At 69.7% G+C, this 14,987-nt stretch carries 15 protein-coding genes; 7 read left to right on the forward strand and 8 right to left on the reverse strand.

Translation table 11 applies throughout. The features are described from left to right. The first annotated feature begins 119 nt into the window (after positions 1–119). Together VFH59_RS06010 and VFH59_RS06015 are read left to right on the forward strand one after the other, a co-directional pair. The gene (locus VFH59_RS06010) at positions 120–791 is read left to right on the forward strand and encodes a hypothetical protein (protein ID WP_325163983.1); all 672 of its coding nucleotides are present in this window, start codon (positions 120–122) and stop codon (positions 789–791) included. 1 nt (position 792) lies between these two features. Then, positions 793–1,149 carry a hypothetical protein gene (locus VFH59_RS06015; protein WP_325163984.1) on the forward strand — a complete coding sequence of 119 codons (357 nt, stop codon included), beginning with the start codon at positions 793–795 and terminating at the stop codon, positions 1,147–1,149. A gap of 178 nt (positions 1,150–1,327) precedes the next feature. On the opposite strand, the gene VFH59_RS06020 is transcribed toward VFH59_RS06015, so the two are convergent. The 6 genes from VFH59_RS06020 to VFH59_RS06045 all read right to left on the reverse strand — a co-directional run bounded on the left by VFH59_RS06020 (position 1,328) and on the right by VFH59_RS06045 (position 6,151). Then, on the reverse strand, positions 1,328–1,864 hold the full coding sequence (locus tag VFH59_RS06020; protein WP_325163985.1) for a DUF2894 domain-containing protein: 537 nt from the start codon (positions 1,862–1,864) through the stop codon (positions 1,328–1,330). Beyond that, positions 1,854–2,522, reverse strand: a complete 669-nt coding sequence (locus VFH59_RS06025) for an OmpA family protein (RefSeq protein WP_325163986.1) — start codon at positions 2,520–2,522, stop codon at positions 1,854–1,856. Before VFH59_RS06025 ends, VFH59_RS06020 begins: the two co-directional genes overlap by 11 nt. Continuing rightward, on the reverse strand, positions 2,519–4,615 hold the full coding sequence (locus tag VFH59_RS06030) for a DUF802 domain-containing protein (protein ID WP_325163987.1): 2,097 nt from the start codon (positions 4,613–4,615) through the stop codon (positions 2,519–2,521). The genes VFH59_RS06025 and VFH59_RS06030 overlap by 4 nt, the downstream gene beginning before the upstream one ends. An 11-nt stretch (positions 4,616–4,626) precedes the next feature. Continuing rightward, positions 4,627–5,280, reverse strand: coding sequence for a DUF3348 domain-containing protein (locus tag VFH59_RS06035; RefSeq protein ID WP_325163988.1), 654 nt, complete (start codon positions 5,278–5,280; stop codon positions 4,627–4,629). Between the two features lie 189 nt (positions 5,281–5,469). Further along, entirely contained in the window at positions 5,470–5,880 is a 411-nt protein-coding gene (locus VFH59_RS06040) for a cupin domain-containing protein (protein WP_325163989.1), read from the reverse strand. Positions 5,881–5,926: 46 nt separating this feature from the next. After that, a complete protein-coding gene (locus VFH59_RS06045) occupies positions 5,927–6,151 on the reverse strand; it encodes a tautomerase family protein (protein WP_325163990.1) in 225 nt (74 codons plus the stop codon). Positions 6,152–6,304: 153 nt separating this feature from the next. On the opposite strand from VFH59_RS06045, the gene VFH59_RS06050 reads away from it, so the two are divergent. The 4 genes from VFH59_RS06050 to VFH59_RS06065 all read left to right on the forward strand — a co-directional run bounded on the left by VFH59_RS06050 (position 6,305) and on the right by VFH59_RS06065 (position 9,608). Beyond that, a complete protein-coding gene (locus VFH59_RS06050; RefSeq protein ID WP_325163991.1) occupies positions 6,305–7,855 on the forward strand; it encodes a winged helix-turn-helix domain-containing tetratricopeptide repeat protein in 1,551 nt (516 codons plus the stop codon). A gap of 98 nt (positions 7,856–7,953) precedes the next feature. Beyond that, positions 7,954–8,397 (forward strand): hypothetical protein, encoded by a 444-nt coding sequence (locus tag VFH59_RS06055; RefSeq protein ID WP_325163992.1) that lies wholly within the window; start codon positions 7,954–7,956, stop codon positions 8,395–8,397. A gap of 185 nt (positions 8,398–8,582) precedes the next feature. Next, positions 8,583–9,020, forward strand: coding sequence for a hypothetical protein (locus tag VFH59_RS06060; RefSeq protein ID WP_325163993.1), 438 nt, complete (start codon positions 8,583–8,585; stop codon positions 9,018–9,020). Between the two features lie 138 nt (positions 9,021–9,158). Next, positions 9,159–9,608, forward strand: a complete 450-nt coding sequence (locus VFH59_RS06065; RefSeq protein WP_325163994.1) for a DUF3617 domain-containing protein — start codon at positions 9,159–9,161, stop codon at positions 9,606–9,608. A 96-nt stretch (positions 9,609–9,704) separates the two neighbouring features. Here the strand turns inward: VFH59_RS06065 and VFH59_RS06070 are convergent, their stop codons facing one another. Next, the gene (locus tag VFH59_RS06070) at positions 9,705–10,796 is read right to left on the reverse strand and encodes an acyltransferase (protein WP_325163995.1); all 1,092 of its coding nucleotides are present in this window, start codon (positions 10,794–10,796) and stop codon (positions 9,705–9,707) included. A 337-nt stretch (positions 10,797–11,133) separates the two neighbouring features. Further along, positions 11,134–12,681 carry an FAD-dependent monooxygenase gene (locus VFH59_RS06075; protein WP_325163996.1) on the reverse strand — a complete coding sequence of 516 codons (1,548 nt, stop codon included), beginning with the start codon at positions 12,679–12,681 and terminating at the stop codon, positions 11,134–11,136. A gap of 323 nt (positions 12,682–13,004) precedes the next feature. Here VFH59_RS06075 and VFH59_RS06080 point away from each other — a divergent pair. Then, a partial coding sequence (locus VFH59_RS06080) for a M13 family metallopeptidase (RefSeq protein WP_325163997.1) occupies positions 13,005–14,987 on the forward strand: 1,983 nt, incomplete at its 3' end.

A 14,987-nucleotide genomic window follows, 5' to 3' on the forward strand; every position in this document is an offset into this window, starting at 1 on the left:
GACCCTCGAAAGGGGGGAGCCCCCATCCTGTTCCACCCATCGGCTTGGTCTCGTCCCAGAGGTCGCGGACTCCGGTGGACCATGATCCCGGCAGCCGCCGGCCACTCGCGGAGGTACGCGTGTCGAAACAGCAACAACTCGGCGAACTCGTCGAGGCACGTAGGCAACCGTTCAAGCACTACAAGCGCCTGGGGGATTACCCGGGATTCGAGTGCGGCTACGTCTCCCCGTATTCCAAGGGCGCGCACAACCTGGACTCGGAGGTCATGATCCTGCTGCAGGACTGGAGTTCCGACGATGCGCTCGTGCGGAGCAAGGGTCCGAGTGAACTCGGGCGGGATCCGCAGCTACCCACCAACAGGAGTCTCGATGAACTTCTGCATGCCGCCTTCGGCATGAAGCTCGCCGAGACCTACGCGACGAACCTCTTTCCCTACATCAAGCGGGGCGGGCTTTCGTCGCGCATCCCGTTCGGCGATCTCGTGCATGCGGCAAAGACGTTTGCCTTGCCGCAGATCCGGATCGTGGCGCCGAAAGTGGTCGTCTGCCTGGGTGCGAATACGTTCAATGCGCTGAGGGTGGCGGCAGGCCTCGAGCGCTGCCGCGGCATGGCCTGCGCCATCGACTCCCCATTCGACATCACTCTGGGAGAAGGCCGGAAGGCAACCGCCTGGGCCCAGGCACACCCGGGTGCCTGGGGCCAGAGGAACCGCAACCGTGAGCGTCCCGGGCGCACGGTCGAAGACTGGAAGCGGATGAGCGAGGCCGCCGGCCTGGGGCCGCTGCGCTGAGATGGCGACGGACCTGACCAAGGCTGCGGCAAGCGAGGCGGTGACCGACGTGCTGCGCGCCATCGAAGACAAGCTTTACGAATCGGGGCTGCTCGTGTCCGCGACGGATGACCCCGAGGCCGAGGTGACGATCGCCTTCCGCAACGTGGCTGTCGGTGGCGAAACGGTCGTTGCGCTGGTGATCTGGGTGGCTACCGGCAAGCCCCTGGACCCGGCTGGCCCTGACTGGGAGCCGCTCCGCCACTATGTGCTCGGGAAATTCGCCTCGCTCCAGGGCGCCTTGCCCGGCGGCCTGCGCGAGCGCCTGCTCGATTGCCCCGGGCCGCTGGTGTTCGTGAACGGGGCGAGTGTGGACTGAGGAGGAGCCAGCCCATCCGCATCGCCCTGGCACCGTGCCACACCACGGCCGCTGCATCGGCGCATCGTGCGCCTCGGGGCTGCCAGCCTTCTTGCACAGCAGAGCGCCAGCTGGCGCGAGATGCGCCCGCAGCCGGGCGAGTCAGGTGCCGGGCCGTCAGACGAACCGTCTCATGCAGTCAGGTCGAGGACCTGCGCCGGGCCCGCTTTTTCGGGGCGATCGCGCTGGACGGGTTCCCGGTGCCCGTGGCACCCATCTGCTCGAGCCAGGCAAGGTCATCGACGTACGCGAGGAATGACCGCAGATACCCGGGCGACAGCTCGCGCATCAAGGTGATGGCGCGGCTGGCCAGGGCGGTTGAGTTGAGCGGACCGGCGTCGGCGGGGGCGTGGCTGATGGATTGCCGGAGCTGGTTGTCGGTGCGGAGGGTCGCCCAGAGCTGGCGGAAGTCGGCAAGGGCAGGCAGCTCCGGGTAGGCCGCCTGCCCGGGGAAAGCGCCACTCGGGAACGGATCGAGAAGCCCGCGCAAAGGGGGTGGACGCGGCGACGTCGTGTCGGCGCCCGGTGCTTCGACCGGCGCGGCCGTATTGCGCGCGCGCAGTTCGGCGAGCCGTGTGTCCAGCACGCGGCGCGCTTCGCCGTCGAGGCCGGCGGCACGCTCGGCCAGGGCCTCGATCAGACGCGCGCGGATGGCCGCGCTGGTGTCAGCGCGCATGACCGGGTCCCGCATCGCTCGGGGTGGGGGCGTTGCCGGCCGAGGAGCGGGGGATCGGAGCGATTTCCACGCGGCGGTTCCTGGCGCGACCGGCTTCGTCGGTGTTGGCGCTGACCGGCTGCTGCGCGCCGAAGGCGGCGGCGAACACCGCGTTGGCAGGCACGCCGGCGGCAATCAGGGCGCGGGTGACGGTGAGGGCGCGCTGGGCGGAGAGCTCCCAGTTGTCGGCAAACGCGCGGTTGTCGCCATGCACGGGCTGGTCGTCGGTGAAGCCGCTGACCATCAGCAGCTCGTCGCGCGACTGCAGGTACTGCGCCAGCGGCGCGGCGAGGCTCTGGATCAGTTGCCGGCCTTCGGGCTGCAACTGGTCGGAATTGAGCGCGAACAGGAGATTGCCGCGGATGCCGATGCGCCCGTTGACCAGCGTGACGCGGCCCTGCGCCAGCGGCGTGGCCAGCGCCTGTTCCAGCGTGGTGCGGCGACGCAGTTCGGCCTGGCGCTGCTTCTCGGCCACTTCCAGCTTGTGCGAGAGCTGCAGTTGTACGCCGATGACGCCGACCAGGATCAGCACGAACGCCCCGAGCAGGACCGACATCAGGTCGCCGAAGGCCCAGATCGGCGCGGTCGACTCGCCGCCGGACTCGACCTCGTCGCTCATGCCTTCGCCGCCTTCGCCGGTGTCCGTCGGCCGGCGAGCTGCTGCATGTCGGCGATGATCTGCTGCTGCGAGAGCACGCTGAGCTCCACTACTTCCTTCGCCTGCGCCACGTAGTAGGCGAGTTGCTCGTCGCTGCGGGCGAGTGAGGCGTCGAGCGCGCCGGCGATCTGCTGCAGGCGCTCCATCAGCGCGTCGTTGGCCTGGCCGAACTGTGCGACGCCGGCGCCGAAGGCTTCGCCCAGGCCGGCGACCTCGGCGGCGCTGGCGGTGACCTGCGCGGCGGCGGTGTCGAGCTTGCCGGTTTCGGTTTCGATCTGTGCGGCGAAGCGGGTGCCGACGCGCTCGAGCAGGTCGGCCGAGGTGCTGACCAGTGCGTCGACCGCGCTGCGTTGCTCGGTGGAAGCGTGGTTGACCGCGTCGAGCAGGGTCTCCAGCGTCGCCAGCAGCCGGCTGCGCTCCTCCAGCATGGCGGTGTCTCGCACCATGCTGTCGGACAGCTTCTGGCGCAGCTCGCCGACGACCTCGGCGGCCACGCGGGGAGCCTCGGAGGCGGCCTCGACCAGGCGGGCGATCTCGGCGAGGGTCTGGCTGGCGTGGGCCTGGGACTGCGCGGCGATGGCGCCGGCGGTCTGCTCCAGCGTGTCGCAGATGGCCTGCTGGCGACTTGCGGTGGCATCGCCGGCCGCTTGCCACTGCATGGTCAGTCCGGCGGTGAGGGCGTCGAGCTTCTGCGCCCAGGCGGCCAGCCGTTCGTCGTCGCGGGCCTGCAGTTCGGACTGCAGCTCTGCGTGGGAGCGATCGACCGCCTGCACCAGCGCGGCCGCGTGCGCTTCGAAAGCCTCGCCGGCTGCCGCCAGCGCCAGCCGGTTGCGCTCGGCAAGACCGGCGTGAGCGGCGTCCTGCCGGGACAGCGCACTCTGCCAGGCCTCGCTGGTGCGCTCGACACTCGCATCCAGGCGCGCGGCGACGCCGTCCAGCAGTGCGGCCGAACGCTGCTCGAAGGTCGTGGTGAAACGGGCGAGGGCCTCGCCCAGCGCCTGTGCGTGGGCTTCGTTGGCCTGCCGATGCCGGGCGAGTGCGTCGTTCCAGATACCGGTCACCGTGCGTGCGGTGGTGTCGAAGCCGGCGGACAGGCCGTCGAGCTGGCGCTGCACGGCATCGGCCACGCTCGCCTGGATCGCGGCGCTCTCGCGGGCGAGGGTGGACAGGGTGGATTCGACCACCGGCTGCAGCACGCTGCTGGCGGTGCGTGCGCTGTCGGCGACGCTGGCCTGCAGCGACTGCTCGACCGACCGGGCGAGTTCCGTGTAGGCCTGCCCGGTGTGCCGGTGGAACGCCTGCTGCTCGGCCTGCTGGCGCTCCTGGGCAGCCGCGCTGTGCTGCTCCAGCGTCGCCGCCATCGCCTGCAGGCGATCGACCAGGGCGGGCATCGCCGCGGCCTGCTGCTGGAGCAGGCGGAAGGCTTCGTCGCGCTGGTGCGCCTGGGAGTGGATGCGCAAGGGGCCGGCGATGCCCGCGTCCAGCAGGTGCACCGCCTGCAGCCGCTCGCGGCGGACCAGCGCGGAGAGCAGACCGAGCATCGCCGAACTGGCGACACCGGCGATCGAGGTGCCGAACGCGAAGGCCAGGCCGTTGACCGGCGCGGCCAGCGAGCCGCGGATCGCCTGCAGGTCGCTGGCGCTCCCGAGTGCCGTGCCGGTGCCGCGCAAGGTGGCCATCATGCCGAGCAGGGTGCCGAGCATGCCCAGCAGCACCAGCAAGCCGACCAGGTACGGCGTCATCGCCGGTGCCGGCAGCGCGGCGCGCTCGCCTTCGATGCGCAGGCGCACGGCGTGGCGCAGTCCGGGAGCCAGGCGCGCAAGCCACTGGCCGAGCTCGGCCGGCGGCTCGGTCAGCCCGTCCATGGCCTGGCATAGCGTGGCGGTGGCCTGCCGGTAGCGGAACAGTTCGAACGCGCCGGCGAGGTAGCAGGCGCCGATCAGCAGCGCGACCGCCATGCCGAGCAGGTTGGAGCCGACGTAGCCGGAGACGATCCAGCCGACGGCGGCCAGGCCCAGGGCGAATACGGAGAGAAGAAGCAGACGTTTGAACATGGGGAACCGCATCAGGAGGTGCGAAGCGCCGCGAGCAGCGCGTCCACCGGTTGGAAACGAAGATCGAGCTCGGCCAGCAACACGCTCTGCATGTCGCGGCGGAAGCCGTCGAGCCAGGTAGTGGAGGCGCGCCCGGCGACGCGCAGGCGCTCGAAGCGCTGTTCCAGCAGTTCGGGCACCTTTGCGAGCAGCGCGTGCTCGCGCGGGGTGAGCGCCACTTCCATCACCGCATCCACCTCGGCCAGCCGCGCCATTCCGGGCGAACCCTGGAGTGCGTCGCGGAGCTTGCCACGCAGGCGGCCGACGGTGGCCTGCATGGCGCGCTGGCGGGCGAGGCAGGCCTGGCGGAAAACGGCGTAGTCGCCGTCGGCCGGCGCATGACCTGCGGCGAGCAGCGGATCGTCCTTGATGGCCGTCGCCAGCACCTCGCGTGCCCGCGCGCATTCGGCGTGCAGGCCGTCCGCCGCCGGCTCGGCGGCCTCCGGCGCGGCCGGGTGGCCGTCGAGCGCGGCGGCGAGCGACAGTGCGTGCTTCCAGTCCAGCCACTGGCCCAGCCGGTCGGGCAGGGGCTGGCCGGACGCAACCACGTCAATCTCTGCCAGGCGCGCCAGCAGACGAATGAACGTGGGCCCGCGAAGCGTCGGGCGGAGGGCAGCCTGGGCCATGTTTTCCGGAGCAAAACCGGTAGTTTAGCGCGGCTTGGGGTCCCGGCGGGCGGACTCCCGGCTGGCCGTTCCCGGCGGTTTCCCGGAACGTGCGCGAATCGACGCCGGACACCCCGCACGGCGCACCGCTTGTTGACTGGCATCCACTCCGCTGCCGGGGCACGCCGCTTGGCGTGCAAGGTCTGGCGTCTATCCGGGCAGGGTGGCGTCGCCCTGGGAGGCCATCCTGCGCAGCATGTGGTCGATCGCCCTGTCGTGCTCGTGCTGCGGGCTGAACAGCACCAGTTCGGCGTTCTTGCCGACCCTGACCGTGTGTCCTGGCGGCCAGTAGAAAAGGTCGCCACGCACGGTCTCTTCGGTGCTGCCGTCGGCGTAGGTCACGGTGAGCTCGCCCTCCAGCACGTAGCCCCAGTGCGGGGCAGGGCACAGGTCGTTGTCCAGACCCTGCAGCAGCGGGGCGATGTCGGTGCCAGCGGCGAGCGAAAAATACTCGCCGCTGATCGTGCCGTAGCCACCGGCGTCGCCGAACCCCGCCTGCTGGCGCGCCACCGCGCCGGGGACGTCCATCCGGACGGGAATGTCCTGCTTGGCGATGCGCATGGTCCGGTTCCTCCGTTCGGGCGTGGGCGGGCAGTCCGGCCAGCTGTCAGGCGGCCTTGCTGGCGGCGAGTGCCTGGACATCCGCGGCACTCAAGGCCTTGCCGCCGATCGCCCAGTCGCCGCCCTCGAACTCCTTGATGCGTACCCAGGTGACATTGCGCAGGCTTTCGCCTTCGACCTCGAGCATGGCGCGGGTGACCTTGGCGATCAGGTCCTGCTTCTGCTGCGGGGTGAATACGTTCTTGATGACATCGATCGTGACCAGGGGCATGGCGACTCTCCAGGGGAAGGGGTGTGCCGGGCCGGCACCGCGCCGGCCCGTGCGGTGCACTTCATCACCGCCGCACCGGCGCTGCTTGCAGATCACATGGAGAAAACCGGGAGCTTTGGTGGTGATTGCGGCGCGCGGGCTTATGCTGCCGGCATGATCTACCGGTTCGACGGGTTCGAGTTGGATCTGGCGCGGTACGAGCTGCGCGTCGAGGGCCGGGTGCGGCCGGTGGAGCCGCAGGTGTTCGCGCTGCTGGCGCTGCTGGTGGGCAATCGCGAGCGGCTGGTGTCCCGGGACGAGATCGTCGAGAAGGTGTGGGACGGGCGCATCGTGTCCGATGCGGCGATCGCCAGCCGGGTGAAGTCCGCACGCCAGGCGCTGGGTGACGACGGCAGCGCCCAGCGGTTCATCCGCACCATCCATCGCCAGGGCTTCCGTTTCGTGGCCGAGGCGAGAGTGGTGGGCAGCAGCGACGCGGCCGTGGCGGCCGGTCCGGAGGGGGCACCGGCCGGGCACGCGATGCGCCCGTCGGTGGCGGTGCTCCCGTTCCGCCTGCTCGGCGACGCAGGGCCGTACGCGGGCATCGCCGATGCCCTGCCGCACGAACTGATCGCCGAGCTGGCACGACTGCGCTGGTTGTTCGTGACTGCGCGCGGCTCGTCGTTCCGGTTGCGCGGGGCCGACGCCGACGCGCAGGACATCGGCAGCCTGCTCGGCGTGCGCTACTACCTGTCCGGCACGGTCGAGGTCGTCGGCACCCGGCTGGCGGTGACCGTGCAACTGATCGACACGCGTGACGGCGGGGTGGTGTGGGCCGAGCATTTCGCGGGCGCGATCGACGACGTGCACCAGGTGCGCGAGGACATCCGCGCGCGGATCCTGTCCGCGCTGGAAATTCACATCCCGATCCACGAGGCGGCGCAGGCGCGCCTGTCGACGACGGGTGACCTCGATGCCTGGTCGGCCTACCACCTGGGCTTGCAGCACATGTACCGCTTCAACCGCGCCGACAACACGGCGGCGGCCGCGCTGTTCGAACGGGCGCTGGCACGCGATCCGGGCTTCGCGCGGGCGCACGCGGGGCTGTCGTTCGTGCATTTCCAGAGCGCGTTCATGCACTACAGCCAGGACCTGGGCGGGGAAATCGGCTTATCCCGCCGCTGCGCGCTGCGCGGCCTCGAGCTGGATCCGGTCGATCCCTTCGTCAACTTCGCGATGGGGCGCAGCTTCTGGCCCGAGGGCGACCTGGACAGCAGCCTGGCCTGGCTGGAGCGGGCGACCTCGATCAGTCCGCACTACGCGCAGGGCATCTACGCGCGGGCGTGGACCGAAACCCTGGCCGGGCGCGTCAGGGAAGGGCGCGCCCATGCGGACCTGGCGATGCGCCTCAGTCCGCTCGATCCGCTCTACTACGGCATGCTGGGGACGCGCGCGTTCGGCCACATGATGGGCGGGGAAGATGTCGAGGCCGCCGCCTGGGCCGAGCGGGCCGCACGCTCGCCGGGGGCGCACGTGTTGATCGCCATGATCGCCGCCGCGGCGCACGCGCTGGCCGGCGACGCCGACCGTGCCGCCAGATGGGCCGCCCGCGTGCACGAGCGCAACCCGGCGCTGACGCGGGATGACTTCTTCCGGGCCTTCCCGATGCAGCCGGCGGCGGCGCGCGAACGCCTTGCCCGCGAACTGGCACGCCTCGGCTTCTGAGTGCGGCGCCCGCGGCGCGCAGTTGACCCGGGTCAATATCGTCCGGGCGTTGCAGGGCGACCCTCCACCGCAGGGTGGCCGGGAGGCCGGCCGCTGGAATGCGTCTGGAGGAGGGCGTCGTCATGTGGAGCCGACCGAAACAATGCGCGACCGGCGTGCTGGTGGGGCTTTGTCTTGCCGGGGCGGGGCTGTCCGTGCTGGCCCGGGGTGGCCCGCAGGCTGCTTCCGCGACGACTGGCACCGACGCGTCCCAGTCGCAGGATGCCTTCTACCGGAACATGCAGCTCATGCACGCACAGATGCTGCAATTGCAGGCCACGAAGGACCCGGCCACCCGGGCGAAGTTGCTGGAGGAGCACATGCGCACCATGCAGGCCACGATGCCCATGATGGGCGGGCGGGCTCCGATGCGCGGTGCCGCCGGCATGGGTCCGGGCATGATGCGCGGCGGCATGATGGGCAACGGCCAGATGATGCGGATGATGATGGAGCAGATGGTGCAGCATCAGCAGGCGATGCAGGCCATGGGCTGCATCAGATAGCCGAGGGCCGTGCCAGCCACGTGTCGCGATGGTCGCCGGCGCCCCGGCTCGCTGGTCATGCGTGCCCGGCTCCGCCGCGTGCGCTGCCGTTAGCCTGGAAGCAAAGTTGACCTCCATCAATGTCGGCGTGATCGGCTCCGCCACCATCCAGGTGGCGCGGAAGGAGCGCGTCATTGGAGATCGTCATGATCAAGCAGAATGCATTGGCATGCGGCGTCGCCCTGGTGTTGTGTGCCGCACCATCCGCCCAGGCCTGGCAGAGTCGCGGCGGTGGCGGGCAGCGCGCGGGCAATCCGCCGGCCGCTCAGCGCGGACCAACGATGCGGGATCGGACCACCATGCACGATCGCGACATGATGCGCGACCGTGATCGCGGTATGGACCGCACTCGCGACATGGATCGCGACCGAGCGAGCGGCCGCATGGATGACGGGTCGATGATGTATGGCTGGCAGCTGATGACGCCGGCCGAGCGCACCACATACAGGGAGAAAATGCGCACCCTGAAGACCCGGCGCGAGCGCGAGGCGCTGCGCACGCAGCATCACCAGGAAATGCAGCAACGCGCCAGGGACCGCGGCGTGCAACTGCCGGACATGCCGCCGCGGCGTGGTGGTGGCTGACGAACGGGCCGGCTCGAAACCGGCATCACCCCAGCCGCTTCCAGGTGGACTACCCGGGCGACGGAAGGACTCCCGCCCCTGCTGGGCACGCCTTCCTCCACGGTATGATCCAGCGCTCCAGCGACCAGGAGGTGTGGCATGGCTCTGCGTATGGCGCGCATGTTCTTTCCGCTGATCCTGTTGGTGGCTTGTGCCGGCAGCCAGGTTCTTGCCTCCGAACCGGGCAACCTCATGAAGGTGACCACCACCACGCGGATGCAGATGCCCGGCATGTCCATGCCGCCGATGTCGCATGCGACGACCGTCTGCACCTCGACCCGGAAGCCCGATCCCCGACGCATGATGCAGGGCCAGAAGGACTGCAAGGTGACCGACTTCAGGCGCGAGGGCGACGTCGTCACCTACCGCATGGCCTGCACCGGCGCAGTCACGATGGCCGGCGAGGGCCGCTTCGAGATGCTGTCCGGCGGTGCCATGCGTGGCAGCTTGCACGTGACCGGCAACAGCGGCGGGCGGGCGATGACGATGGACACGACCTTCGAGGGCCAGCGCGTCGGCTCCTGCGACTACGACCCGCCGGCGCAGTGAGCTTCCGGAACGCGCCGGTTTCCGGGTCCCGCGCCAGCTGCCTCCTGCACTGCATGCCCGGGTAAAGCACGCGGGAGACGGCCGCCGGGCCGGTTTCTAGGCCACGCGCGCGTTGGCTGTCGCGGGTGGGTGGCCGTGCAGGATGCGCGCCCTGAGGGATCTGAGCAGCGGCTTTTCGACCATCAGGTGCAGCAGCGTTCCCCCGACGCAGGCAATGACGAACAGCGCCGCGTACCAGGCGGCGGGCGGCATGACATGCAGCACGCCCAGGCGCTGGAACACCTTGGCCATCGCCGAGAACATCGTGAAGTGGATGAGGTAGATCGAGTAGGAGGCGTCGCCGAGGAGCTGCAGGAGGCGCCCCGCGGCGATCCGGCCCTGCTGCTCCAGCGACGCCAGGCCGGCAATGGCCATCGCGCTGCTGACGCCGTAGAGAAGGCTGTAGGCGTTGGAGGTGGTCCAGTCCGGGCCGTCCTCGTCCGTCGTTCCGACCGCGAGGTACAGGAGCACGCCGGCGATCGCCCAGACCGCGGGAAGGCGGACCTTGTGCTCCTGCACGAACCAGCAGGTAGCCAAGCCCATCGCGAACAGGAGGTGGAGTGGCGAGAGCAGGAACTTGACCGGATAGGCCGCACCACTGAACGCCAGCATGGTCAGGGATGTGACGAACCAGAGGCCCAGTGCTATCGCGCCGGAGATCCGGTTCCTGATGGCGATGGCGAACATCAGGTAGAACAGCACTTCGTGGAACAGTGTCCAGCTCACCGGGACGATCGCCTGTTTTATCTCGGTGGCGGTGTACCAGGTCGAGGGCTGCAGTGCGTCGACGCGCAGCAGCGTGAACGAGGCCAGGATCACGGACCACTGCCGCTGGGCGCCATGCCCGAACGCGGGAACGAGCAGAAGGACCGGAAGGACGGCGGCCAGGACCACCCAGTACACCGGGTAGATGCGGATGAAGCGCTTGGTCAGGTAGTTCCACACGCGCCCCGGCGCGCCGATGTCCGGGCGGTGGATGTAGAAGATGATGAAGCCGCTGAGGACGAAGAAGAACTGCACGCCCGAATGGCCGAAGGTGAAGATGCCATGGGCCGGGTCGTGACCCCAGTATTCCGGGAAGATCATCGACAGGTGGAACAGGACCACCAGCAGTGCGGCGACCGCTCGCCCGGCCTGGATGGTGGTCAATGATTCGCGCCGCCCCGCGGCGGCTGCCGGGGCCAGGGACTCTGCACGGTCCTGCGCGTGATACCGCTGTCGGGGAACGTTTCCGGCCCTGAATTGCCAGAGCCGGTGCCGGGTGGCGTTACCTGAAGCATCCTTCCTCTGGACTTCCATCGGATCAGGCCTCCCTACCTTTAGCGCATCGGCGGGATACCAAAGCAGATGTATCCGGAACGTGTATGCGCGGGCTGGAAGGGGTCTTGATTGCGTGCTGGCGGTCACGCTTTGCGAGGTTGGCGTAGGTTCCAGCACAGGACACCGCGCTTGCCTCGGGCCGAGGCGTCGGGCGGACGGGAGCCACTCACGGTGGTTCCCCGGTCGGGCAGGAGGGTCCGCACCAGGTGGCCAATGCCTCGGCGAGTCCGCGGTCGGTGCCGTCGCCGACCCAGGCCACGTGGCCGTCGGGGCGCACCAGCACCGCCGTGGGTGCCGCCACCGCGCCGAGCCCCGGGAGGTCCCACCGTTCCGCGCAGGTCGCGTCGACGCACCTGACCCGGTCCAGCCAGCCGTCGGCCGGCAGGCTGCCCGGGTCGCCGAGGTTGAGCAGCACCGGCCGGGCCGCATGCAGCAGGGTGTACATGCGCGAGGGGCCGGTAGTGGTGACCAGGTCCAGATCGGGCATGCGACGGCCGAGCAACGGGTGGCCCTCGCCGAGGTCGTAACGGATGTCCAGGCCAGCCTGCATCGCACCGAACCGCTTGCGCGGCTCGTCCATCCCGAGCAGCTCGGCCAGTGCGCCGCGCAGGGCCTCGCTGCGGGCGTCGGTGCACTGCAGGAGGGTCTGCGCCATCGTGTTGCGCAGCACACGGGCGGCCACGGGATGGCGCTCGGCGTGATAGCTGTCGAGCAGGCAATCGGGGGATTGGCCCTTGATCACCTGGGCAAGCTTCCAGCCCAGGTTCACCGCGTCCTGCACGCCGGTGTTGAGGCCTTGTCCCCCCACCGGGGAATGCACGTGCGCGGCATCGCCAGCCAGCAGCACGCGCCGGTCGCGGTAGGTGGCGGCCTGGCGCGTCGCGTCGGTGAAGCGGGAGATCCAGGTCGGGCTGTGCACGCCGTAATCGGTTCCGCAGGCAGCCACCAGGGCCGCACTGAGGTCGCGCAGGGCAGGCTTGCCGCTGCCGCCGAGGCGGGCCTCGGTGACCATCACCCGGATCGGCCCGGTGTCCTTGTAGACCACTTCACCGTCATGGATTTCGTAGTCGCGCCGGCCGAACGAATGGATGCCAAGCGCCGTGCGGTGGATGCCCAGCGGCGGTGCCGTGGTCATCTCGACCTCGGCGAGCAGCCGGCTGGTGGTTGCCTCCCAGCCGGGGAAGTCGATCCCGGCCGCCTTGCGGACCCGGCTGCGGCCGCCGTCGCAGCCGACCAGGTAGCGGGACTGCACGGCGCCGCCGTCGGACAGCGCCACCGTCACGCCGGCTTCGCCCTGCACGAAACCCGTCACCTCCCGCCCGCGGTAGACCAGCACTCCCAGGTCGCCGACCCAGCCGGCGAGGAGGCGCTCGACATGGTTCTGCCACAGCCCCAGTACATACGGGTGCCGCGTGGGGGCATCGCTGATGTCCAGCCGCACCGACCCGAACGCGACGACCTGGGCCTGCTGTCCCTCGGCGAGGAACCGGTCGGCGATGCCGCGCTGGTCGAGTATCTCCAGGCTGCGCGCATGCAGCCCGCCAGCGCGCGAGCCGGCCAGATGCTGGCTGGCACGGCGTTCGACGATGGCGACGTCGATGCCGGCCAGCGCCAGTTCGCCGGCCAGCATCAGGCCCGTCGGCCCGGCACCGGCGATCACCACCGCGTGCGCGATGTCCTGGCGGGATGCGTGCTTCGAGGACTTCGTGCTCATTCGCCACTCCTGCGTTCCGGAAGGCGGGCGATTGAGCACCACGGGCGGGGGATTGCGGCAAGTCCCCGTCAAGCTAAGATATTGGAAGTGGGGAGGCGCCGGTTCGCGCATCGCCATCGCTCCGGCCCGCTGCGCGCCGAGCGCCCTCTGCTCCGCCATGGAGCTCCTTCCCTTCCTGTGTACGTTGCCCGGCCCTTGCGCCGGCCGTCCGTCTTGTCCCGGGACCGGCCCCCGAGGCGGGCAGCATGACCTTCGGCGGTTACGGAACGCCCGTGGCGTGTGCAAAGTCGCCGGATTCAGCCGCCGTACTTCCAGGAATCCCGATGACCCGCCTTCCGACCACCCTGCGCGCCAGCCTGCTCTCGGCCATGCTGACGATGGCCTCCGCCGGTGCCTTCGCCGCGGATGCGGCCACACCGCACGATTTCCTGGCCGCGCACCTGGACACCTCGGTGGATCCGGGCGTGGATTTCTTCCAGTACGCCAACGGTGGTTGGCTGAAGGCACATCCGATTCCGGCCTCCGAAGCGGCCTGGGGCATCGGCAACGAGGTGGACGACGAGCTGTACGCGCGGCTGCGCGGCATCAGCGAAGCGGCCGCGAAGCAGGCGGCCGCGCCGGGTAGCGACCCGCAGAAGATCGGCGATTTCTGGGCCACCGCGATGGACGTCCAGAAGGCCGACCGGCTGGGCCTGCGACCGCTGGATGCCGAGCTGGCGCGCATCGACGCGATCACCGCGCCTGCAGGCGTGCTCGACACCGTGTTCGCGTTCAAGCCGATCGGCGTCGGCGCGCTGTTCCGCATCGGCATCGCGCAGGACGACAAGGACAGCGCGACGATGGCGGTGCAGATCCACCAGGGCGGGCTGGGCCTGCCCGACCGCGACTTCTACTTCAACACCGAGGCGGGCGTGGCGAAGGTCCGCGCCGCCTACGTGCGGCACATGGCGCACACCTTCGCCCTGCTCGGTCGCGATCCGGCCGCGGCCACCGCGGCGGCCACGCAGGTGATGGCCTTCGAGACGGCGCTGGCGAAGGCCTCGCGCAGGCTCGAGGACCTGCGTGATCCGGAGAAGAACTACCACAAGATGGCGCCGGCGGACTTCACCGCGAAATACACGCCGGCCATCGACTGGAACACGCGACTGGCGGCCTGGGGCGTCCACCCGTCCTACGTGATCGTCGGTCAGCCGGAATTCTTCGCCGCCGAGGATCGCCTGCTGCAACGGACGCCGTTGCCGGTGCTCAAGGATTACCTGCGCTACCACCTGGTCGACAGCTACGCGCCGTTCCTGTCCAGCGCGCTGGACAAGGAGCACTTCGACTTCCACGGTCGCGCGATGTCGGGCCAGCAGGAGCAGCGTCCGCGCTGGAAGCAGGCGCTGGACGAGGAGAACGATGCGATGGGCATGGTGCTCGGGCGCATCTTCGTCGGGCAGTACTTCCCGGAGGCATCCAAGCAGCGCTACGAGGCGATGGTCGAGGCGATCCGCAGTACCTTCCACGACCGCATCGAACGGCTGGACTGGATGAGCCCCGCAACCAAGGCCAAGGCGCTGGCGAAGCTCGCCGCGGTGACGCCCAAGGTCGGCTATCCGGACAAGTGGAAGGACTACTCGGCGCTGAAGGTCGGCCGCGCGTCGTATGCGGCGAACGTGATGGCGGCGCGCCGCTGGCGCTTCCAGGACAACCTGTCCAAGTTCGGCAAGCCGGTCGACCGCACCGAATGGGACATGACCCCGCAGACCTACAACGCCTACTACAACCCATCCAACAACGAGATCGTGCTGCCCGCAGCCATCTTCATGGTGCCGGGCGTGCCCGACGACCAGGTGGACGACGCGGTCGCCTACGGCTATGTCGCGGCCAGCACGATCGGCCATGAGATCACCCACGGCTTCGACGACCAGGGCCGCCAGTACGACGCCAAGGGCAACCTGTCCGGCTGGTGGACGGCGCAGGACGCCGCGCGCTTCAACGCCGCCGCGCAGAAGATGGTCGAGCAGTTCGACGCGTACCAGCCGCTGCCGGGCCTGCACATCAACGGCAAGGCCAGCCTGGGCGAGAACATCGCCGACTACGGTGGCGTGCTGCTCGGGCTGGAGGCGTTCAAGAAGACAGAGCAGTTCAGGAAGGGCAGAAAGATCGGCGGGCTGACGCCGACCCAGCGCTACTTCCTCGGCTACGCGCTGGGCTGGATGAGCCAGCAGCGCGAGCAACGGCTGCGCCAGCGCCTGCTGTCGGACGTGCATGCGCCGGCGAAGTGGCGCGTGCTCGGGCCGATGTCGAACATTCCCGCGTTCTAC

It is taken from the genome of Frateuria sp. (assembly GCF_035695185.1).
GTDB lineage: Bacteria > Pseudomonadota > Gammaproteobacteria > Xanthomonadales > Rhodanobacteraceae > Frateuria_A.

What these genes read in the sequence shown, in the direction of transcription:
- VFH59_RS06015 (WP_325163984.1), top strand. Translation starts at nt 793, where the DNA reads ATGGCGACGGACCTGACCAAGGCTGCGGCAAGCGAGGCGGTGACCGAC.
- VFH59_RS06020 (WP_325163985.1), bottom strand. Translation starts at nt 1,864, where the DNA reads ATGCGCGCTGACACCAGCGCGGCCATCCGCGCGCGTCTGATCGAGGCC.
- VFH59_RS06025 (WP_325163986.1), bottom strand. Translation starts at nt 2,522, where the DNA reads ATGAGCGACGAGGTCGAGTCCGGCGGCGAGTCGACCGCGCCGATCTGG.
- VFH59_RS06030 (WP_325163987.1), bottom strand. Translation starts at nt 4,615, where the DNA reads ATGTTCAAACGTCTGCTTCTTCTCTCCGTATTCGCCCTGGGCCTGGCC.
- VFH59_RS06035 (WP_325163988.1), bottom strand. Translation starts at nt 5,280, where the DNA reads ATGGCCCAGGCTGCCCTCCGCCCGACGCTTCGCGGGCCCACGTTCATT.
- VFH59_RS06040 (WP_325163989.1), bottom strand. Translation starts at nt 5,880, where the DNA reads ATGCGCATCGCCAAGCAGGACATTCCCGTCCGGATGGACGTCCCCGGC.
- VFH59_RS06045 (WP_325163990.1), bottom strand. Translation starts at nt 6,151, where the DNA reads ATGCCCCTGGTCACGATCGATGTCATCAAGAACGTATTCACCCCGCAG.
- VFH59_RS06050 (WP_325163991.1), top strand. Translation starts at nt 6,305, where the DNA reads ATGATCTACCGGTTCGACGGGTTCGAGTTGGATCTGGCGCGGTACGAG.
- VFH59_RS06055 (WP_325163992.1), top strand. Translation starts at nt 7,954, where the DNA reads ATGCGTCTGGAGGAGGGCGTCGTCATGTGGAGCCGACCGAAACAATGC.
- VFH59_RS06060 (WP_325163993.1), top strand. Translation starts at nt 8,583, where the DNA reads ATGATCAAGCAGAATGCATTGGCATGCGGCGTCGCCCTGGTGTTGTGT.
- VFH59_RS06065 (WP_325163994.1), top strand. Translation starts at nt 9,159, where the DNA reads ATGGCTCTGCGTATGGCGCGCATGTTCTTTCCGCTGATCCTGTTGGTG.
- VFH59_RS06075 (WP_325163996.1), bottom strand. Translation starts at nt 12,681, where the DNA reads ATGAGCACGAAGTCCTCGAAGCACGCATCCCGCCAGGACATCGCGCAC.